At 63.9% G+C, this 19823-nt stretch carries 18 protein-coding genes; 1 reads left to right on the top strand and 17 read right to left on the bottom strand.

Annotated features, from left to right (window positions below):
- Positions 1–26 precede the first annotated feature (26 nt).
- The 11 genes from NKH54_RS10145 to NKH54_RS10095 all read right to left on the bottom strand — a co-directional run bounded on the left by NKH54_RS10145 (position 27) and on the right by NKH54_RS10095 (position 11710).
- Positions 27–821 carry a hypothetical protein gene (locus tag NKH54_RS10145; RefSeq protein ID WP_023729278.1) on the bottom strand — a complete coding sequence of 265 codons (795 nt, stop codon included), beginning with the start codon at positions 819–821 and terminating at the stop codon, positions 27–29.
- Positions 822–975: 154 nt separating this feature from the next.
- On the bottom strand, positions 976–1113 hold the full coding sequence (locus NKH54_RS10140; protein ID WP_023696622.1) for a hypothetical protein: 138 nt from the start codon (positions 1111–1113) through the stop codon (positions 976–978).
- Positions 1114–1117: 4 nt separating this feature from the next.
- Positions 1118–1918: a hypothetical protein gene (locus NKH54_RS10135; RefSeq protein WP_023729279.1), complete on the bottom strand. Its 801-nt coding sequence runs from the start codon at positions 1916–1918 to the stop codon at positions 1118–1120.
- A 7-nt stretch (positions 1919–1925) separates the two neighbouring features.
- Positions 1926–3905 (bottom strand): ABC transporter permease, encoded by a 1980-nt coding sequence (locus NKH54_RS10130; protein ID WP_353028137.1) that lies wholly within the window; start codon positions 3903–3905, stop codon positions 1926–1928.
- Positions 3902–4981, bottom strand: a complete 1080-nt coding sequence (locus NKH54_RS10125) for a quaternary amine ABC transporter ATP-binding protein (RefSeq protein ID WP_353028136.1) — start codon at positions 4979–4981, stop codon at positions 3902–3904. Before NKH54_RS10125 ends, NKH54_RS10130 begins: the two co-directional genes overlap by 4 nt.
- Positions 4982–5053: 72 nt before the next feature.
- The gene (locus tag NKH54_RS10120) at positions 5054–6028 is read right to left on the bottom strand and encodes an ABC transporter substrate-binding protein (RefSeq protein WP_023692144.1); all 975 of its coding nucleotides are present in this window, start codon (positions 6026–6028) and stop codon (positions 5054–5056) included.
- 425 nt (positions 6029–6453) lie between these two features.
- Positions 6454–7272 carry an SDR family oxidoreductase gene (locus NKH54_RS10115; protein WP_050589717.1) on the bottom strand — a complete coding sequence of 273 codons (819 nt, stop codon included), beginning with the start codon at positions 7270–7272 and terminating at the stop codon, positions 6454–6456.
- The gene (locus tag NKH54_RS10110) at positions 7250–8014 is read right to left on the bottom strand and encodes an SDR family oxidoreductase (protein WP_023754060.1); all 765 of its coding nucleotides are present in this window, start codon (positions 8012–8014) and stop codon (positions 7250–7252) included. Before NKH54_RS10110 ends, NKH54_RS10115 begins: the two co-directional genes overlap by 23 nt.
- Positions 8015–8119: 105 nt before the next feature.
- Entirely contained in the window at positions 8120–9628 is a 1509-nt protein-coding gene (locus NKH54_RS10105) for a sugar ABC transporter ATP-binding protein (protein WP_353028135.1), read from the bottom strand.
- A 30-nt stretch (positions 9629–9658) separates the two neighbouring features.
- Positions 9659–10597 (bottom strand): sugar ABC transporter substrate-binding protein, encoded by a 939-nt coding sequence (locus tag NKH54_RS10100; protein ID WP_023668529.1) that lies wholly within the window; start codon positions 10595–10597, stop codon positions 9659–9661.
- A 129-nt stretch (positions 10598–10726) separates the two neighbouring features.
- The gene (locus tag NKH54_RS10095) at positions 10727–11710 is read right to left on the bottom strand and encodes an ABC transporter permease (protein WP_050587411.1); all 984 of its coding nucleotides are present in this window, start codon (positions 11708–11710) and stop codon (positions 10727–10729) included.
- A gap of 284 nt (positions 11711–11994) precedes the next feature.
- Here NKH54_RS10095 and NKH54_RS10090 point away from each other — a divergent pair, with 284 nt between their 5' ends.
- Entirely contained in the window at positions 11995–12957 is a 963-nt protein-coding gene (locus tag NKH54_RS10090) for a sugar-binding transcriptional regulator (RefSeq protein ID WP_023668527.1), read from the top strand.
- Positions 12958–12974: 17 nt separating this feature from the next.
- Here NKH54_RS10090 and NKH54_RS10085 read toward each other — a convergent pair whose 3' ends face one another.
- From NKH54_RS10085 to NKH54_RS10060, 6 genes are all read right to left on the bottom strand, one after another.
- Positions 12975–13508: a hypothetical protein gene (locus NKH54_RS10085; RefSeq protein WP_023709920.1), complete on the bottom strand. Its 534-nt coding sequence runs from the start codon at positions 13506–13508 to the stop codon at positions 12975–12977.
- Positions 13509–13665: 157 nt separating this feature from the next.
- Positions 13666–15153, bottom strand: coding sequence for a xylulokinase (locus tag NKH54_RS10080; protein ID WP_023709919.1), 1488 nt, complete (start codon positions 15151–15153; stop codon positions 13666–13668).
- A gap of 20 nt (positions 15154–15173) precedes the next feature.
- The gene (locus NKH54_RS10075; protein WP_023709918.1) at positions 15174–16496 is read right to left on the bottom strand and encodes an NAD(P)H-dependent oxidoreductase; all 1323 of its coding nucleotides are present in this window, start codon (positions 16494–16496) and stop codon (positions 15174–15176) included.
- A 161-nt stretch (positions 16497–16657) separates the two neighbouring features.
- Positions 16658–17761 carry a mandelate racemase/muconate lactonizing enzyme family protein gene (locus NKH54_RS10070; RefSeq protein ID WP_023754063.1) on the bottom strand — a complete coding sequence of 368 codons (1104 nt, stop codon included), beginning with the start codon at positions 17759–17761 and terminating at the stop codon, positions 16658–16660.
- A gap of 17 nt (positions 17762–17778) precedes the next feature.
- Positions 17779–18486: a GntR family transcriptional regulator gene (locus tag NKH54_RS10065; RefSeq protein ID WP_353028134.1), complete on the bottom strand. Its 708-nt coding sequence runs from the start codon at positions 18484–18486 to the stop codon at positions 17779–17781.
- 181 nt (positions 18487–18667) lie between these two features.
- Positions 18668–19822 carry an efflux RND transporter periplasmic adaptor subunit gene (locus tag NKH54_RS10060; protein WP_023735606.1) on the bottom strand — a complete coding sequence of 385 codons (1155 nt, stop codon included), beginning with the start codon at positions 19820–19822 and terminating at the stop codon, positions 18668–18670.
- Between the last annotated feature and the right edge of the window lies 1 nt (position 19823).

The raw sequence follows: 19823 nt of genomic DNA, 5'->3' as shown, positions 1-19823 counted from the left end.
AACAATGCGCCGGCACCGGCCCAGTTTCAATTCAGAGGGTAGTCGGGAGCCGCATCGGTCTCCGTCACCTTGACCCACACCAATTCGCTATAATAGGCGCCCTCCGGGCCGGTGCCGTACATGGACAGTCTGTCAGCCATCAGCAGATGTGTCATGTCTTTGAGTGCCCGGCCGGTCGGCTCCTCGGGCCAGGCGAAGACGCCGTCGGTTTTGGCGCCGAACCTCACATCGGTGCATCCGAAATCGATCTCGACCTTCCACGACAGCAACGGCCTGATATCGCTGAGCGGCGGGCGCGGCGGATCGGGCTGCTCGAAGTGATGGTCGACCGAGACTCTCGTCGGCACTGCCGGCGTGATGCCTTTGGCTTTGAAGGAGGCGATGGCGTCGTCGCCAAATCGTGCGAGCAGGCCAGCGTGCCATAACCGGTAGGTCGCGCGGAAAAAGCCGCTGACCCGGATAGATTTGCCATCGTTGTTGAAGACGTTCACAGCGGCGTAGAAACGGCGCAGTCGTGGCGCCAGCGCCCGCCAGTCGCATTCGGCCGGTGTCCCCGGCGTCGCGATGAAATCGTCAAGCAGATCGCTGCCGCGCACATTGGCGTTCAGCACCGTGCAATCCTCACCATGGATATGCCAGTGCCGCCGGAGCTCGGCTGCTGCGATGCCAGGCTTGCGCAGCTCTTCCACCGAGGCGCGAACCCGAGCAATCGCGTAGGACGTAGCCGCATCCAACGTCTCAAACCCCGAAACCACATGCTCGCCGGTCTTGGCCATGTCGAAGACGACGACAGTAAAAGGCGGTTCGCGCTGATCGGGCATTCGGCAGCAAGCTCAGGCTGGTCGAGGATGAAGCAGCTTTCCGCGCGAAAATGCGTCAAAGTCAAGAGCTGGAGCGCGGCCTGCCATTTCCAGAAGAGGCGAACTCCAGAAGAGGCGAAACCGTCTATCCGAGCCGTGCTTGAGCTTTCGCGGCTCAGGGGTCGAAGACCGACCGCGATGATGTCGATGGCAGGTTGTTGCCAGCCCGCGACAATGCCGCGACTTTGGACAGTGCGATGAACACTTTCTGGCCGAGATCGCGTGTGCCGGCCACGGGGCAGGTGATGATCATCACTTCAATCCAGCGGATAGTCGGGAGGCGCCTCCGTCTCGGTCACCTTGGCGGCTAGTATCTCGCAGTCGTTGGCCCAGTCGGGGCCATCGCCGCGCATGGCCATCATGTCGGCCATCAGCAGGAACTGCATGGTTCTGAGCGCCCAGTCGGTGGGCTCTTGCGGCCAGGCGAAGATTCCGGCGGCGTCGCCGCCGAACTTCACGTCATGGCAGACGAAACCGACCTCGACCTTCCAGGATCGCAGCGTCACGCCTGGCGGCGGGTAGGGCGGGTCGGGAAGCTCGAAGTAATTGGCGACCATGAGCTTCGTCGGCTCCGCCGGCTCGATCCCCTTGGCCTTGAAGGCGGCAATGGCGTCGTCGCCAAAGCGCTCGAGCAGACCGTCTCGCGACAGCCTGAAGGTCGAGCGAAAGAAGCCGCCGGCCCAGACGGATTCGTTGTTGCCGTTGGAGATCAGCAGCGAGGCGCGGAAGCGGCGCAGCCTGGGCGCGAGAACTTGCCAGTTGCATTCGGCCGGCATCGACGGCGTCGCAATGAAATCGTCGAGTAGATCGCTGCCGCGCACTCCGGCGTTCAGCACCGAACAGTCTTCGCCATAGAGGTGCCAAAGCTGGCGTAATTCGGTGGCTGTGAGGCCAGGCTTGCGCAATTCCTCCACCGAGGCGCGAACCCGCGCAATCGCATAGGCCGTCGCCGCCCCCAGCTTCTCGAAGCCGGAAATCAGATGCTCGCCATCCGGCTCGCCGGTCTTGGCCATGTCGAAAACGACAACGGCAAAAGGCGGTTCGCCGGGATTGGACATTCAACAATTATCCTAGTCTTGCCCGCGCCTTCGCCGTCCAGGCATTGAACAGCCGGTCGGCGACGATGCCGATAAAGGCTATTGCCAGCCCGGCGACAATGCCGCGGCCGGAATCGGCTTTCGACAGCGCGATGAACACTTCCTGGCCGAGATCGCGCGTGCCGACCATGGCGCAGATGATGATCATCGCCAATGCCATCAGGATGGTCTGGTTGACGCCGAGCATGATCTCGGGGAGCGCCAGCGGCAATTGCACGCGAAAGAACGTCTGGCGCGGCGTGCAGCCGGAAACCTTCGCCGCCTCGATCAATGCCGGCGGCACCTGCCTTATGCCATGATTGGTGTAGCGGATCGCCGGCACCACGGCGAAGGCCACCGTGGCGATCATGGCGGTGACGTCGCCGACCCGGAACAGCATCACCACAGGAATGATGAAGCAGAAGGACGGCAGCACCTGCAGCGTGTCGATGATGGGCGTGACGATCTTTTCGAAGCGGTCGCTGCGCGCGGCCATCAGGCCAATCGGGATGCCGATCAGGCAAGCGATGAAGGCCGAGATGCCGCAGAGATAAACCGTCGCCATAGTCTTTTCCCAAAGGCCGGTGACGGCGCAGAAGGCGGTCAGCGCCGCGACAAGGGCGGCCAAACGCAGGCCACTGAGCTGATAGCCGGCGAGGCCGAGCAGGGCCACCGCGCCGAGCCACGGAAAGCCTTCGCAGAAGGCGCGCAGCGGGTTCAGTACATTGAGGATGAGCGCCACGCGAAACGCTTCGATCACGTCGAAGAAGTTGATCGTCACCCAGCTCACCGCCGCCTTCCACAGTGGCGCGGTGGTGAAGGTGATCTCCTTCGGCACCGCTGCGAACGCCGGTACGAACAGGCCGAGCAGCGTCGTCACGACCAGGATGGCGATGGCCAGCGACAGATTGGGATAGCGCCGCCAAACGCTCTGGTTCGCCTGCCGTTGAACGTGGCCTTTTGCCTGCTTATGCGCGATCGCCTGGCTCAGCCGGTCGAGCGCGATTGCGAGCGCCACAATGGCGAGCCCGGCTTCCATCGCTTCGCCGACCTTCAGCGCACGCAGCGCCAGCAGCACATCATAGCCGAGGCCGCCGGCGCCGATCATCGAGGCGATGATCACCATGTTCAGCGCCAGCATGATCACCTGGTTGACGCCGATCATCAGTGTCGGCCGCGCCGACGGCAGCTGCACGCGCCACAATTTCTGCCGCGCCGTGCAGCCGGCCATCTCTGAGAAATCGTCGATCTCGGAGGGCACCCGCGACAGACCCAGCATCGTTGCCCGCACCATGGGCGGCGTGGCGAAGATGGCGGTGGCGATCATCGCCGAGACCGGGCTGTTGCCGAACAGGAGCAGCATCGGGATGAGATAGGCGAAGGTCGGGATGGTCTGCATCAAATCGAGGGCAGGGGAGATGATCAGCCGCTCGGCCCATGGCTTGCGCCACGCCCAGATGCCGGCGAACAGGCCGGTGACGATGCAGAACGGCACCGCGATGGAAATCAGTGCCAGTGTCAGCATGGCGCTGGTCCACTGGCCGAACAGCGCGGTGTAGAGGAAGCAGCCGCCGACCAGCATGCCGAGTTTTCTACCGCCCACGGCGTGCCCGGCGATGAAGGCGGCTACGCAGACGCCGATCCAGGACAGGCGCGGCAGGACATAGGCATCGGCACCGTGACCAATCTTGAAATTCTTGGCCAGCAGGTCGAGCGCGAAATCGAGGGGAACGCCGAGCACCGCGGTGATCGAGCGGGTCAGCCAGGACAAGTTCGACTTGATCCAGCGCATCAGCGCACTGACCCAGTCGGCGACGGGAACGACCGCATCGGCCGGATAGTCGACCGCCCATGGCAGCCTCTCCTGCAGCAGGAATACCACCAGCACGGCGGCCAGCGCCAGCGCCCAGATCAGCAGCCAGCGCTGAACCGGTGGCCTCGTTTGGCTGGCGCTTGCAGTCACCGTCATGCGCCGGCTCTTTGCTTGTCGATGCCGGCCAGCAGTCCGATCACGGCTTGCGGCGTCACCTCGCCGATCGACTTGCCGCTGCCGTTGACCACCGCGAACGGTTTTCCCGAAGCGACGATGCTGGCCGAGAAGCTGGCGATCCTGGCGTCGGGCGAAACCGTGCCGCCATGCTCGGAGCCATCCAGGGCACGCATCAGGCTGCGCGCCGAAATCACCTTGGCGCGGTCGACATCCCGGGTGAATTCGGCGACATAGTCGGTCGCCGGATTGACCACCAGTTGCTCCGGTGTGCCGATCTGGATGACCTCGCCGTCCTTCATGATGGCGATGCGGTCGGCCAGCCTGATCGCCTCGTCGAAATCATGGGTGATGAAAACGATGGTCTTGTGCAGCATGGTCTGCAGCCGCATCAGTTCGTCCTGCATCTCGCGGCGGATCAGCGGGTCGAGCGCCGAGAACGGCTCGTCGAGGAACCAGATCTCCGGCTTGGTCGCGAGGCTGCGGGCAATGCCGACGCGCTGCTGCTGGCCGCCGGAGAGTTCGCGCGGATAGAAATGCTCGCGGCCGCGTAAGCCCACGAGATCGATCACCTCCCGCGCTCTCGCTTCGCGCGTCGGTCGGTCCTGGCCCTGGATGCTCAGGGGAAAGGCAATGTTGTCGAGCACGTTAAGATGCGGCAGCAGCGCAAAATTCTGGAACACCATACCCATGCGATGACGCCGCAGTTCGATCAGCGCCGCATCGGAAATCTTGAGCAGGTCGTTGCCTTCGAATTCGACCTTGCCGTAGGTCGGCTCGACCAGCCGCGACATGCAGCGCACCAGCGTCGACTTGCCGGAGCCGGACAGCCCCATGATGATGAAAATCTCGCCCTGGCGTATTTCGAGATCGACGGCGCGCACCGCGCCGACCAGTCCGGCCGCGGCGATGTCGGCCATGCTGGCCTTGCCGTCACGCTCGCGGATGAAGCTGGCCGCGTTCGATCCGAACAGTTTCCAGACATTACGGCAGGCAAGCTTTATCGGCCGCACATCTTTGGGCGTGCCAGCCGCCTGCGGTTCAGTCGCTTCCGTCATCCAATGGCCCTTCTGGAAAATGAAGATATGGACCCGGCCGTTACGGCCGGGTCCGGCCTTCAGTCGGAGCCATCACTGCGCCCAGGCTTTCCAGTCGGCTTCGTGGGCGGCGATCCAGGCGGCGGCGACGTCTTCCGGCGTCTTGCCGCCAAGATCGATCTCGCCGCTCATCTTGTTGAGCTCATCGGTGTCGATCGTGTAGGCCTTGGCCACCTTGTAGGCGATCGGCCATTTGTCCTTCATGCCGGACCAGGAGTATTTCCAGATCTCGCCATGCGGCTTGCCGCAATCATATTTGGCATCCGGGTTGGTGCCCCATTTCGGGTCGGTGTAGCACTCGGGCGTATACTCCGGGAATTCGACCCACTCGCCCTTGTACTTGGCCGGCGCCCAATGCGGCGAATAGATCCACAGCATGATCGGCGCCTTGCGCTGATAGGCCGAGTCCAACTCGGCGAACATCGCCGCGTCGGTGCCGGCATGGATGACGGTGAAGGGCAGCTTCAGCGCCTCGACGCGCTCGTCGTCAAAGCCTTCCCAGGTTACCGGGCCGCCGAGATAGCGGCCCTTCGGCGCCGTCTCCGCCGTCGAGAACGCCTCGGCGCATTTCGGGTCCTTCAGCGCCTCCCAATTGGGCAGGCCCGGGCATTTCTCCTTCATATATTCGGGAAACCACCACTCTTCCTTGGCCTTCGGCCCGAGCTTGCCCAGCCGCTCGGTCTGGCCGGTGGCGTCGGAGGCCTTCATCGCCTCGCCGGCCGTCGTGTCCCAGAACTCCAGGCCGACATCGAGGTCGCCATTGGTGAGACCGGTGGTCAGGCTGGAGAGGTAGTCGGCTGTCGGATATTCGACGGTATAGCCGAGCTTTTCGAGGATACCGCCAAGGATCTTGGCGTTGAGATTGACGCTGGTCCAGTCGAACAGCGCGATCTTGATCGGGTCGTTGGATTCGGGTGCTGCTGCCTGGACCGGCGATGTAAGCGAACTTGCGGTGGCAAGCGCAAAGGCTCCCATTGATAGGTTCGAAATCACACTGCGAAATGACATGCTTGTTCTCCTGTCAAACCATGTGGAAATTTCTTGATCGTTCCCTTCTTGCGTCTTTTCTTGATTGTGTTGGAAAGGCGGGTCGTTACGCAAGCTCGTTCGCACCAAGCCAGTGCCGCAGCCGCAACTTGCGCAGGCGAAATGGTTGCTCGACTTGGCGTTTATGTGATGCCGGGCGGGCCCGCGTCATGGCATCGGATGGATTGCTGCGTGAGCAATCGTCAACAGATCGATCGCCGCTCCAGCGGCGCTCTCAGACGTGCGAGCCATCAAGGTCCCATGGTCTCGGCCGGCGAGCCCCATCCCCGCCAAGGCCGTTTCATGAGATGAAATTATATATACCAACGTTCATGCGGCGCAACGGCTGATGCCCTGTGCACTGCGGAATTTCAGACTGGTCGATTGCCAACCGCCAGAGCTGACGTTCACGACATGATCAGGCCGCCATCGACATTGATGGTTTGGCCGGTGATGTAGGTGGCGTCGTCGCTGGCGAGAAAGCTGACCAGGCCGGACACGTCCTCGCCGCTGCCGGCGCGTCCCATCGGGATGTTCTTCACCCATTCGGCCATCAGCTCGCCGGGCTTGTAGTCACCCATCAGCTTGCCCCAGGCGGCGTCGTTGTAAGCCCACATGTCAGTGTCGATAATGCCGGGGCAAATCGCGTTGACGGTGATCTTTTCCTTGGCTACTTCCTTGGCCAGGCTCTGGGTGATGCCGACGACGCCGAACTTCGACGCCGCATAGTGCGGCGTGTAGATGAAACCCTGCCGCGCCTGGCCCGATGCCGTGTTGATCAGCCGGCCGCCATCGCCATGCTTGCGGATGCGCGCGATCGCTTCCTGGCAGCACAGGAACACGCCCTTGGTGTTCACTGCCAACACCTTGTCCCACTCGGCTTCGGTCATTGCCTCGATCCGGGCGATGGTGATGACGCCGGCATTCTGCACCGAAATGTCGACGCGGCCGAATTCCTTCTCGGCGAGGTCGTACAGCGCGGTGACCTCGTCCTTGTTGGTCACGTCCATGCGCATCGACGCGACCTGGGCGCCAGCCGCTTTGAGGCCGGCGGCGACCTCTTCGACGCGGGCATCGATCGCGCTGACCACGACCGCCGCACCTTCTTCGGCAAAGCGCTTCGCCATCGCCGCGCCGATGCCGCCGCTGGCTCCGGTGATCACAGCAGTCTTGCCTTCAAAACGCTTCTGCACTTTTCTTCTCCTACCAGCAGACAAAGCCGCCATCGACGATCAGGTCGATGCCGGTGACGTAACTCGCGGCGCGGCTGGCCAGGAACACGGTCGGGCCGACCATCTCTTCCGGCGTCGCCATGCGGCCCATTGGTGTGTCGCGCTCGAATATCTTGATCTGTTCCGCGACCTCAGGCCGTTTGTTCATCGGCGTCAGCGTGTAGCCGGGGCTCACCACATTGACGCGCAGGCCGCGATCGGCCCATTCCATGGCGAGGCTCTTCGACATATGGATGACGGCCGCCTTCGACGAATTGTAATGCGCCTGGGTCAGGCCGCGATTGACGATCGAACCCGACATGGAGGCGATGTTGATGATCGAGCCCTTGCGTCGTGAAAGCATGGCGCGCGCTTCGGCCTGGCAGGACAGGAACACGCCGCTGACATTGACGTCGTAGATTTTCTGCCACGTCTCCAGCGGCAGCGTCTCGGCCGGCTCGGCCCCGGCGATGCCGGCATTGTTGACGGCGATGGTCAACGCGCCGAGTTCGTTCTCGGTGCGCTCGATCGCTGACGCGAGATCGGCCTCCGACGTCACCGTGCCGGTCAGCACCAGCGCCTTGCGGCCAAGTGCCGAAATCTTGTGCGCCGTCTCGTCCAGCCCGCCCTTGGAGGTGTGGCCGAAACAGACGACATCGGCGCCGGCTTCGGCCAATCCAATGGCGATCGCTTGCCCGATGCCGCTGCCGGCGCCTGTTACCAGCGCTACGTCGCCGCTGAGATCGAATAGTTTCATGTTGTTCCCCCTCCTGAAATGAAGGGCGCCAGTCTTTGCTGGCGCCCCGCGCGGTCCGGTCCTTGGGAGGATACCACCTGCTGCGCTTTGTTCCGACTCCTGTCCTCAGCTCGTGGCAAGTTCCATCACCGCGACATTGCTCGCCTCGCTGCGGTCGAGAATGCCGCGCTGGCGGCCGCGGCTCAGCACCAGCACGCGGTGCGACAGGCCCAGCACCTCCTCGAGGTCGGAGCTGACCACTACCACCGCCATGCCGGAGCGGGCGAGGTCGGCAATGACGTCGTAGATTGCCGCACGCGCCCCGACATCGATGCCGCGCGTCGGCTCGTCGAGGATGAACACCTTCGGCGGCCGCGACACCCATTTGGCGATGATCACCTTCTGCTGGTTGCCGCCGGACAGTTTTGACACAGCCTGGTTCGGCTTGCCTTTGACGCCGAGCCTTGCGATGCCGGCCTCGGCGAATTTCTGCACCGCTTTCGGGAACACCCAGCCCTTCGGCGCGACATGGTCGAAATTGCCGAACGCCAGATTCTCGCCGATTGTCTGGTCGAGCACGACGCCTTGCGCCTTGCGGTCTTCCGGCACCAGCACGACGCCGGCCTTGATCGCCGCCGCCGGCCCGCTGAGATGCACCGGTTCGCCGGCAACACGCACCGAGCCGGACGAGATCGGATCGGCGCCGGCGATCGCCCGCACCAGTTCTGTGCGGCCGGCGCCGATCAACCCGGCAATGCCGACAATCTCGCCTGCTTTGACCGAGAAGGAGACGTTGTTGAAACTCTTCTCCGGCGAAGACAGGTTCTCGACCTCGAGCAGTGTTTCCTCGCGCGGCGGCGTCAGATGCGGGAACATCCGCTCGACCGAGCGGCCGACCATCTGCTCGACCACTGTGCGCACGGGAATATCGGCGCGCTCGTGGCGGGCGACGATGCGTCCGTCGCGCATCACCACCACGCGGTCGGCAATCTGCGCGATCTCGTCGAGACGATGGCTGATATAGATGAAGGACATGCCTTCCGCCTTGAGCTTGCGGATCTGCTGGAACAAAAGCTCCGTTTCCTCGCCGCCAAGCGCTGCGGTCGGTTCGTCGAAGATCAGCAATTCGGCATTCAGCGTCAGGGCCTTGGCGATCTCTACCTGCTGCTGGGCGGCGATGCGCAGCGTGCCCACATTGCGCTCGGGCGAGACGTCGAGGCCAAGCCGCTTCAACTGCGCCGAGGCCTTGGCGTTCATTGCTGCGCGGTCGATGCGGCCGCCGCGCATCGGCAGGCGCCCGACATAGACATTCTCCGCCACCGACAGGTCCGGCAGCAACTTCAGTTCCTGGTGGATCATGCCCACACCGGCATCGATTGCCGCGGCAGGCGAGGCGGGGGAATAGGGCTTCCCCCGCCAGATGATGGTGCCCGCGTCTGGCCGGGTCGAGCCGGCGATGATGTTGGACACCGTCGACTTGCCGGCGCCGTTTTCGCCGAGCAGCGCCACGACCTCGCCCGGCCGCACCTCGAAGCTCGCATCGGCCAGGACCTGGACCGGTCCGTAGCTCTTGCAGAGGCCGTTGACGAAAAGCCCGTTGTGCGGGCGTTCGCTGTGGCGAGGATCAGGAGACATCGTGGCGCTCTCTCTAAGCGGTGCGGGTTATTACGGGTGCTTGGCGATGAACTGTTCGACATTGTCCTTGGTGGTCAGCGTCGCATCCTGCAGCTGCTCGGCCGGAACGCTTTCGCCGGCCACCAGCTTGATCGCCGCATCGACGGCGAGCCGGCCCATGCCTTGCGTCTGCTGCGTCGCGGTGACGTCGAACACGCCGTCCTTCAGCGCCTTGAGTGCGGCCACGTCGCCATCGAAGCCGGCGACCCAGACCTTGTGGCCGGGATTGGCGACCTTGACCGCCTGTGCCGCGCCCAGCGCCAGCGCATCGGCCTGGCCGATGACGATGGAGACATCGGGATGCGACTGCAGCAGGTCCTGCGTCAGCTTGAAGCCTTCGTCCTGGTGCCAGCCTTCGCTCCACAATTCGCCGACCACCTTGATATCGGGATAGGCCTTGAGCGCTTCGCCGCAGCCCTTCGAGCGATCGACTTCCGGCGTGGTGCCCTTCTGGCCGTGGATGATGATCAGTTCGCCTTTGCCGCCGGCCTGCTTGGCGATGTAGTCGCACACCGCCTGCGCCGAGGCGACACTGTTGGTGGCGATGAAGGTGTCGCCGGGCGCGCCGTCGGCGTTGCGGTCGACATTGACCACCGGAATGCCGGCAGCCTTGGCGGTCTTGGTCGGCACGGTGGCGGCTGTGGCGCCGGCCGGAATGTAGATCAGCGCGTCGATGTTCTGCGTGATCAGATCCTGGACCTGGCTGACCTGGGTCGCTGAATCGCCCTTGGCGTCGACGGTGACGATCTCGATGCCCTTCTCCTTGCCGTAGGCTTCGACCGACTGCTTGATCTGGTTGAAGAAGTCGGCCTGCAAATTGGCCACGGCGAGGCCGAGTTTCTTGGCCTCCTTGGCCGAGGCCATGTCGGTCAGCCCGAGCATAGGAATGATGGCGGCAGCGGCGAGCAGCAGTGAACGTTTGGTCAGCATGTGTTTCCTCCGTTGATAGTCAAACTGTCCCGCCAGCGCATCGCGCCCCTTGGAACATCCCAGTTTCGGATCGACCGATCCGTCTATCGCCCGGACGCTCCGGGCGAATTCTCAATTGTGCCCCGTTCTCTATCGCGCCCTGCGCCGCCAGGTATCGCTGGCGACCGCCAGCGCGATCACCACGCCGATCACCACCTGCTGGATGAAGGGCGAGACGCCGAGCAGATTGAGCCCGTTGCGCAGCACGCCGATGATGAGTACGCCGACCGCGGTGCCGCCGATCGAGCCGATGCCGCCCGACAGGCTGGCGCCGCCGATCACCACCGCCGCGATGGTGTCGAGCTCATAGCCGAGGCCGGAACTCGGCTGCACCGAATCCAGCCGCGCGGCGAGCACGATGCCGGCAAGACCCGCAAGTACGGCGCAGATGGCGTAGACCCAGTTGGTCAGTGACTTCACCGGAATGCCGGAGAGCCGCGCCACCTCGGCGCTGCCGCCGATGGCGTAAAGGCTGCGGCCGGTGGCGCGGTAGTTGAGGAAGATGGCGAAGACGATCGCCAGCACCATCATCACCCCGACTGTGACCGACAGGAAGCCGAAATGGCGGATGATCGACAGGCTGGTGAACCAGTCGGGAAAGCCGACAATCTGCGAACCGTCTGTGATCATATTGGCAAGACCGCGCGCCACCGACATCATCGCCAGCGTCGCGATGAACGGCGGCAGCCGGGTGACGGTCACCAGCAGGCCGGACACCAGTCCGCAAAGGCCGGCGACGACCAGTGCTGCAACGACGCCGGCCGCAAGGCCGAGATTGAGATAGTCGGGGTGGGAGACAAAGCCCATCACCATGGCGGCCAGCGCCAGCACCGAGCCGACCGAGAGATCGATGCCGCCGATCAGGATCACCAGCGTCATGCCGATTGCCATGATGCCGAGCACGGTGATCTGGTCGAGTACGTTGAGGATGTTGCGCACGGTGAGGAACGTGTCGGTGGTCAACGTCAGCGCCAGGCAAAGCAGCAGCAGCCCGATCAGCGGCCCCATGGTTCCGGCAAACAGCGCCGAAAGCTTCGCGGCCGTCGCACCTTGAGTGCCGGGCGCGGCTTTCAACTCGCCAGCCTTCGACTCGCTTGCATCATTGCTCACGGCCACTTCGTCTCCTCCGTCAGCGAAACGGCGATGGCCTGCCGTCCGCTCTTGTTCACCAGGCACCTCCCTGTGAACAATTTATCTTTGATATGCAATTTTGTTCAGCTAAACTGTTCATTAGAAAATTGTCAAGAGCCGTTGCGCCATTCGGCGGTGGTTTGCGCCACCGGGCGGTTTGTCCTAGGGAAGGCCAGGGGGCGGCGCTTGCGGAAAGATTTCCGAAATTTGCCGCGGGAGGGCAAAAGATGGCGACCGTCGAAAACGAGAAGGCCTCGCGCTTCCCCGATGCCGAGCTCAAGGCCCGGGCCGCCTGGCATTACTATGTCGAAGGTCTGACGCAAGAGCGCATTTCCGAGATCCTCGGCGTCGGCCGCATCAAGGTGCACCGCATTCTCTCCGCTGCGCGAGAGGAGGGCATCGTGCAGTTCCGCATTCGCGACAGTGTCGTCGAATGCGTGCAGCTCGAGGAGAGCCTGAAGCAGCGTTTCGGGCTCAGCCAGGCGGTCGTGGTGCCATCAGCCGCTGATCGCAGCAACGCGCCGCTGATGATCGGCCACGCGGCTGCCGCCTATCTCGCCGACAATGTGAATGCCGGCGACGTCATTGCGCTGGGCTGGGGCCGCACGCTGAAATTCGCCATCAACGAATTGCCGAGGCGGCCGATCGCCAGGACGACGGTCGTCTCGATGCTCGGCGGCCTCACCCATGCGCAGCCGCTCAACCCGACCGAAAGCGCCTGGGAGTTCGCCGAAAAGATCGGCGCTGAATGTTTCCTGCTGCCGGTGCCGGTCTATGCCGACAAGCCGGAACAGCGCGATGCCTTCATGAGCCAGCGCAGCGTCCAGGATGTCGTCTTCCGCGCGCGCCGCGCCAACATCGCCGTGCTCAGCGTCGGCTCGTTTTCCAAGGACAGCCCGATCGCCAATTACGGCTTCATCAAGCCGAGCGAACTTGAGGAACTGCAGGCCGCCGGCGCGGTCGGAGACCTCTTGTGCCATTTCATCGACGCCGAGGGCCACCCGGTCGACCATGAGGTCAACCGCCGCGTCTGCGCCTATCCGCTGCAGGATTTGTCCGATATTCCGAGCATCATACTGGTTTCAGGTGGTCAGGAGAAGGTCGCTGTGATGCGCGCGGCGCTGGCCAACACCAGGATTTCGGTGCTGATCACCGATGAGGATGCGGCCAAAGGCCTGCTCAATCGTTGAGCGCTGTCCGGCGTCGGTCAGAATTCGCAGGGCTCCGGACGACTGTCGTCCGACCAGTCGGCCAGTGCGATCGGCACGAATTTTCCCGCGACCGGTTTGCCGTCGTCCAGGTCCTTTGAGGCAACGCCTCTGCCGGTGAGAAAATTGATGTCGCAGCCGCCCAGCGTCGTCTCGACCGAGCCGTCGGCTTTCTGCACATTCCAGTCCCAGTCGCGACTGTAGCCGGCGACAAGGAATTTACCGCCGCGCCAGACGATGGTCAGCGTTGTATCCCATGATTTGTTGGCGCCGCAGCCGAAGCACGAGGTGACGACAAGCGATCCCTTGCCCTTGCTTTCGAGCCCGAGAATACGGTCCTGCGTCAGCGCCTTCTTGACGAAGTCAGGCTTGCGCGAAGGATCGAGCTTTCCTTCGCCGGCAGCCAGATAGATCGAGAGATCCGCCAGCCCGCTGTCGGAATCCGCCGCGATCGCGGCCCGATCCATCCTGCCGTCATTGTCCATGTCGAGCGTGACCTCGAAGGGCGGCTCGTCCTGCGCACGCGCCGTCATTGGAGCTGCCGCAAGCGCGACAATCCAGGGCAGGGCGGCAAGGTGAAATACTGCTTTCATTAGCCCGATGAGTCTAGCATTGGCCGGGCAGGACGCAAAATCGGCAAGCTGGGCAGGTTGGGCATGGGAGCCTCACGCAGGCAAGCTGCGCTTGAACTCAGATCGCACCGAGCCGCGCGTGGATGTCGCGTGTCGCGTGATAGAGGTCGCGGTAGATCGCCTTGCGCGCCCGGTAAGCCGGCACCAGCGTCATGTCAGGATCGACACGCCTGGCCGGCGCCGCCGCCATTGCCTTGGCGGCGTCTTCCGCCGAGGCGAACCAGCCGATCGCCGAAGCCGCCAGCATCGCCGCGCCAAGGGCCGCCGCCTCGTTGACCGGCGACACGAACAGCGGCCGCTCCAGCACGCTGGCCATGATCTTCATCAGCAGCGCCGAATTGGTGCCGCCGCCGGCGGCAATCATCTCTCCCGGCTTGCCGCCGCTTTCGGCCTCCATCGCCTCGCTGGCGATGGCCTGCTCCAAAGCGATGCCTTCCAGCGTGGCGCGGAAGAGATGCCTGGGCTCATGGTCGAGCGACAGGCCAACAACGGCGCCGCGCGCCGCGCCATCCCAATAGGGGCTCATGACGCCGGCCCAATAGGGCATGACCAAAAGACCGTCGCTGCCGGCCGCAACATCGACCGCACCCTTCTCCAGTTCTGCCGCGGAAGACGCGCCGGTGGTGCGCACGATCCAGTCGACCAGTTGCATGCCCGAGCGCAGCACGGTTTCCAGCATGAAGCCCGAACCGGTGGGCGAGACCAGCGTGCGAAACGCGTCCGATGTGGTGACCGTGCCGGAATAGCAGCCGCTGACGACGCCGGAGCCGAGCGAGAGATAGCTCTTGCGGGCACCATAGACGCCCATGCCGAGACCCATGGCCTGGCCATCGCCGGCGCCGGCGACAATTGGCGTGCCCGCTTTGAGGCCAGTCAGCTGGGCAATGCTTTCGGCAAGGCCGCCGCAGATTTCGCCTGGGCCGATCAGCGCCGGCAACTGCCGTGGCTGCAGCCCTGCAGCCGCCACAAGCTCAGCGTGCCATTCGCCTGTCGCCACATCGAGCAAGCCGAGCGGGTCGGCACTTGCCGTGCTGGTTACCAGCCGTGCGGTCAGCCGGTGAACGAAGAAGCCATGAACATCGACCAGGGCGGCGGCGTTGGCCAGCACCTGCGGCTGGTGTTCCGCCAGCCAGGCGATGGCATAGAGCGCCGGCGTCGGATCCGGCGGCTTGCCGCTCCAGTCGCGGATCGTCTCGCGGCCAAGCTCGGCCGACAGCTTGGCGACTTGAGGCCGGGCGCGCTCGTCAAGCCACAGGATCGCCGGGATGAGCGGCGTGCCGGCCTGATCGATCAGGGTGAAGGTCTCGCGCTGATGGGCTATGGCAATTGCCGCCACGCGCGCGGCGCCGACCTTGTCGGCGACCTGCTTCAGCGCACTGATGAGGGCTGCCCACCAATGTTCGGCATCCTGCTCGAAATGGCCGGGCTTCGGATTGGCCAGCGGATAGGCCTCGCGCGCCTGGAACAGCTCCGCGCCGTCGCGGGTGAAGGCGATTGCCTTCACCGCCGTCGTCGAGGCATCGATCCCGATAACGACATCGTCCATCACAGGGAGATCCCGAAGGTTCAGGCGGCGTTGGTCACAAACTGTCCGTCCGACTGGTCGAGACGGCGGCGGATCTGCGTTATCACCATCGAATCGTCGGGTACACAATTTTCATAGGTGAGGAAGTCGCCGGTCTTGACCGGCTTGACCACCTTGGCGCGTTCGGCAATCCCGAGCGGCAGCGCGCCCTTGGCGCGGGCGTCCTCCCAGGTCATGGCGAAGCCGCGATAGTCGTTCTCGCCGATCATGCCGAGCGATTGGCCCGCGCCGAGATCGCTCTTGGCCACCGCCACCGCTTCGGCCACCGGGTGGTCGAGCGGCTCCATGTCGGCGCGTTTGTAGACCACGGCGCGCGCCGCCGACAGTGGCACTTCAAGGCTTGTCAGGTGATAGGGACGGTAGATCGTGAAATAGGGGCCCTTGCCGACCTTGAGGTCGACCATGCGCTCCAGCACGCGCGGATGCCTCGTTTCGATGATGCAGAACACGCCGGGCGCCACGCCCTTGCCGATGGAATAGTCGACCACGCCCTTGCGATGCAGCACGCCGCCATCCTCGCGCGGGCAAAGCACGCTGGCCAGTTCCTCCAGCGTCGCCGTCGGGCCGTGCATGCCCGGCACGTCGGGCACCAGCCCGGTGGCGTTGGCGATAGCCACCATCTCGATCGCCGTCTTGGAACCGTCGACGAACTCGACCAGCATGCGCGCATTCATGTTGCGCTCGGCCGCTTCCTTCTCGTAGTCGGCGGGCATGGCGTCGATCTTGAGCGGGTTGTTTTTGCCCTTGCCGGCGGCGATGATGTTGAAGCCGAGGCTCTTGGCGAAGCCGATGATCTCCAGCGTGCAGGCGGGTTCGTCGCCGGCCGCACCGGTGTAGACCACGCCGGCCTTGCGCGCTTCCTCCTTGAGGAAGCGGCCGATCGTAATGTCCGCCTCGACATTGAGCATAACGATGTGCTTGCCGTTCTTCATCACTTCGAGCGCAAACAGCGTGCCGATGTTGGGATTGCCTGTCGCGTCGATGATGACATCAATGCGGCCGGCCGCGGCCAGCGCATGCAGATCTTCGGTGACAGCGATCTTGCCGGCCTCGATGGCGCGGTCGATGGCAGAGGCGTTCGCAGCCTGGACGATGCCGGAGCGGTCATGGCCGGCGAGCAGTGCGGCATCGATCGCCGCTTGCGGCCGCACCTCGGAAATGGCACCGATCCGCATGCCCGGCATCAGCGCCACCTGGACGACGATGTCGGTGCCCATCTGCCCGGCGCCGGCGAGTCCGATGGTGATAGGCCCTTGGGCTTCAGCGCGCTGCAGAAGTTCCGCTGCAAATTGCGGATGGGCCATATCGCTTCCTCCAGTCATGACGCGCCGCAGCGTCAAATCATCATTTTGAACATTCCTATTTCCATTTGAAAAATATTTCAACCCGCAAATCGGAGAATGGCTGCAGGGCCAAACCTCCCACGGAGGATTCGTCGGGTGACAGCTTCATGCTGGGCTTGATCTCAGCCGATCTCTAGGAAAGGCTTGCCGAGCAGGTCGGGCACGACATCGACGCCGAGGCCGGGCCCGTCGGGAATGCCCATGTGGCTGCCGGTGACCGGTGGCGCGTTGGAGGCCGTGCGCACCGTCACCCACTCATGGAAGGCGATGGCGTGCAGCCGGCGTTCTTCCGGCGTCGACAGCGACAGATGTGCCATCGCCGCCGTGTCGATCTCGGCGCCGCCCGTATCCTCGACGGTGATCATGAAACCGAGATCGACGGCGACGTCGCGGATTTGCCTTGTCCTGGTTACGCCGCCAAGCCGCGAGATCTTCAGCGTCAGCCCGTCGGCGGCGCCCAGGCGGTGGATTTCCAGCATCGCCTCGAGCGAGATGACGCTCTCGTCCAGCACCATCGGCTTGTCGAGCATGCGGCGCACCGACATGTTCTCCTCAATCGACGTGCAGGGCTGCTCGAACGTGTAGTCGATGCCGCGCGTGGCGTCGGCGAACTGCCGCGCCTGGTAGGGTGTCCAGCCGGCATTGGCGTCGCAGAAAATCACCGTGCCTTTCGGCACGGCCGAAGCGACTGCGCTCACCCGCTCGATGTCTTCATGCACATTGCCGCCGACCTTGACCTGCAGCCGGCGGCAGCCTTCCGCGATGATCCTTTTGGCCAGTGCCGCCATCTGGTCGAGCGTGCCGTGGGTGACGACGCGGTAGGTCTCCGCCATGTCGCTCTCGCGGCCGCCAAGCATGGTCACAAGCGGCACGTCGGCGGCGCGGGCGGCCAGATCCCAGCAGGCCATGTCGAGCGCCGACTTGATGTAGGGATGGCCCTTGAACACCGTATCCATCAGCCGGCCGATGCCGGCGAGAGCACGCGGGTCCTGGCCGATCAGGTGCGGCGCGATCTCGACCACGCCCGCGCGCGTTCCCGCCGGAAACGCGGCCGAATAGAAATTGCCGAGCGGCGCCATCTCGCCCCAGCCGGTCACGCCGCTGTCGGAGGTGATGGCGACGATCACCGCGTCGAAACAGTCGGCCACACGCCCCTTGGACATGCGGTAAGGCCCGTCCACGAAGGGCTGCACGACGCGATAGGCCTTGATGGATTTGATCTGCACTTGTCTGTCCGTTGTCTCTAGGTGTTGAGGAGGGTCAGCCCTTCGATGTTCCGCTGCTCGAGGCCACGCGCATAGGCAAGCAGCTCTTCGAAATCGAGGTCGATATGCTCGCGCGCATGGCGCTGCGCAGCGCGCATGTCGGCGCCCTTCAAGAACCGCACATAGGTCTCGTGGAGATCTTCGGCCGGCACCGGCTCGTTGCGGGCCCGCTGGTGCAGGGCAAAATACATCTGCAGCCGGCTGGTCAGCCGCTGCCAGGTTTCCAGCAGCACCGAATTGTCGGCCCATTCATAGATCAGCCCGTGCAATTGCAGCGCGGCTTCGATCTGGCGGGTGGTGTCGCGCGCGCGCGTTGCCTGCTTCACCGCTTCGTGGCGGCGGTCGAGTTCATCGAAGAAGCGCTGGTCGCGCAGCTTCCATGTCCGCTCGATGGCGAATTCATCGAGCACCTTGTTCAGCGAATAGGCGTCGTCGATATCTTTGGCGGTGACATCGATGACGAAGGTGCCGGCATAGGGAATGCTGGTCAGGATGCCTTCCTGCACCAGCTCGCGCATCGCCTCGCGCAACGGCGCACGGCTGACCCGCATCTGCTCGGCGATCCTCAGCTCGTTGAGCTTTTGGCCGGGTTCCAGCTGGCCGGTCAGGATCGCGCGCCGCAACAGCGCGACGATCTCGGCCCGGCGTGTCGTATCCGCGATCGGACTGAAGTCCAGCTTGGCCATTCCGTCATTCCAGTGAGAGCCGGAAACGAGACAAGCAGATTGTCGACAATCCTACAAGATGATTGTTCCGGATTCTTGTGCCTTGCGGTTACTCCAAAAACGGCGTGCGGCGCTCCATAAAAAAACGGCGCCCTCGGCGTGGAAGCCGAAGGCGCCGCAGGACCGGGGCTGATGGGGGTTATCAGCTGGCCGGTTTCTCCTGGGGCAACGGCGAGATCGGCATTCCTGGTCCGATTTTCTGCAGATTGCCCGTTATCACCTGGTCGCCTTCGGCAACGCCGCTGAGGACCGCCACAAGGTCGCCGCTGGTCGCGCCGAGCGAGACGATGCGCTGGTCGACCGTGTTGCCCTTGCCGACTACATAGACATATTTGCCGAGCTGGCTCGAACCCAGCGCCACCTGCGGCACCATCAGCGCGTCGGGCAGCTGCTTGATGTGCAGCCGCACCCGGACATACTGGCCCGGCAGCAGCGAGAACTTCGCATTGCCGATGGTGGCGCGCGCCGTAATCGTGCCGGTCGAGTGGTCGACCGTGTTGTCGATGAAGGTGAGTTCGCCCTTCTGGCTGGCTTCGGTCTCGCCGGGCAGCAGCACCTCGACCTCGATCGGGCCGGCGGCCCGGGCCTGTTCGATTTCGGCCAGGTCCGTCTCGCTCGGATTGAAGGTGACGTAGATCGGGTCGAGCTGCACCAGCGTGTTCAGCACCGTGCCGGCGACGCTGACCAGCGTGCCGACCGAAGCCTGGTTGCGGCCGACGCGGCCGGCAAACGGAGCGTGGATTTCGGCGTAGCTCAAATTAAGCTCGGCCGTCCGCACCGCCGCCTGGTTGACGGCAAGCGACGCTTCGGCCTGACGCAAGGTGCTCGTGCGCTGGTCGAACCCATCCTTGGCCAGATAACCGCTCTTGGCGAGTTCGGAGCCGCGGCCGAGATTGGAGCGTGCATAGTCGAGGCTCGCTTGGTCGCGCTGCACTTCGGCCTTGGCCTGGTCGAGAGCCGTCTTGAAGTCGTCGGGCGAGATTTTGTAGAGCAGATCACCCTGGCGCACATCCGCGCCGTCCTCAGCCGTCTGCTCCTGCAGATAGCCGGGCACGCGGGCCTGCAAGGTGACGCTGCGGATCGCCTCGATGCGGGCGGCGTAGTCGAGATAGATCGGGATCGTCTTCTTGACCACGCTCGTCACCGGCACCGGCATGACGAATGCCGCAGGTGCTGCCGTCGCTGCCGCCGTGCCGGCATTGAGGCTGAGATTGCCCATGTCGAGGAAGTGGACGCTTGCCACCGAGATCGCTCCCAGGGCGACGGCCGTTCCCAAAGCTATTTTCCATTTACGCATT

It is taken from the genome of Mesorhizobium sp. M1004, assembly GCF_040318795.1.
Lineage (GTDB): Bacteria > Pseudomonadota > Alphaproteobacteria > Rhizobiales > Rhizobiaceae > Mesorhizobium.
This window is presented reverse-complemented; position numbering and strand designations above follow the sequence as displayed.

Coding starts and splice junctions, on each gene's coding strand:
- NKH54_RS10145 (WP_023729278.1), bottom strand. CDS start 821: ATGCCCGATCAGCGCGAACCGCCTTTTACTGTCGTCGTCTTCGACATG.
- NKH54_RS10140 (WP_023696622.1), bottom strand. CDS start 1,113: ATGATCATCACCTGCCCCGTGGCCGGCACACGCGATCTCGGCCAGAAA.
- NKH54_RS10135 (WP_023729279.1), bottom strand. CDS start 1,918: ATGTCCAATCCCGGCGAACCGCCTTTTGCCGTTGTCGTTTTCGACATG.
- NKH54_RS10130 (WP_353028137.1), bottom strand. CDS start 3,905: ATGACGGTGACTGCAAGCGCCAGCCAAACGAGGCCACCGGTTCAGCGC.
- NKH54_RS10125 (WP_353028136.1), bottom strand. CDS start 4,981: ATGACGGAAGCGACTGAACCGCAGGCGGCTGGCACGCCCAAAGATGTG.
- NKH54_RS10120 (WP_023692144.1), bottom strand. CDS start 6,028: ATGTCATTTCGCAGTGTGATTTCGAACCTATCAATGGGAGCCTTTGCG.
- NKH54_RS10115 (WP_050589717.1), bottom strand. CDS start 7,272: ATGGCGGCTTTGTCTGCTGGTAGGAGAAGAAAAGTGCAGAAGCGTTTT.
- NKH54_RS10110 (WP_023754060.1), bottom strand. CDS start 8,014: ATGAAACTATTCGATCTCAGCGGCGACGTAGCGCTGGTAACAGGCGCC.
- NKH54_RS10105 (WP_353028135.1), bottom strand. CDS start 9,628: ATGTCTCCTGATCCTCGCCACAGCGAACGCCCGCACAACGGGCTTTTC.
- NKH54_RS10100 (WP_023668529.1), bottom strand. CDS start 10,597: ATGCTGACCAAACGTTCACTGCTGCTCGCCGCTGCCGCCATCATTCCT.
- NKH54_RS10090 (WP_023668527.1), top strand. CDS start 11,995: ATGGCGACCGTCGAAAACGAGAAGGCCTCGCGCTTCCCCGATGCCGAG.
- NKH54_RS10085 (WP_023709920.1), bottom strand. CDS start 13,508: ATGACGGCGCGTGCGCAGGACGAGCCGCCCTTCGAGGTCACGCTCGAC.
- NKH54_RS10080 (WP_023709919.1), bottom strand. CDS start 15,153: ATGGACGATGTCGTTATCGGGATCGATGCCTCGACGACGGCGGTGAAG.
- NKH54_RS10075 (WP_023709918.1), bottom strand. CDS start 16,496: ATGGCCCATCCGCAATTTGCAGCGGAACTTCTGCAGCGCGCTGAAGCC.
- NKH54_RS10065 (WP_353028134.1), bottom strand. CDS start 18,486: ATGGCCAAGCTGGACTTCAGTCCGATCGCGGATACGACACGCCGGGCC.
- NKH54_RS10060 (WP_023735606.1), bottom strand. CDS start 19,822: ATGCGTAAATGGAAAATAGCTTTGGGAACGGCCGTCGCCCTGGGAGCG.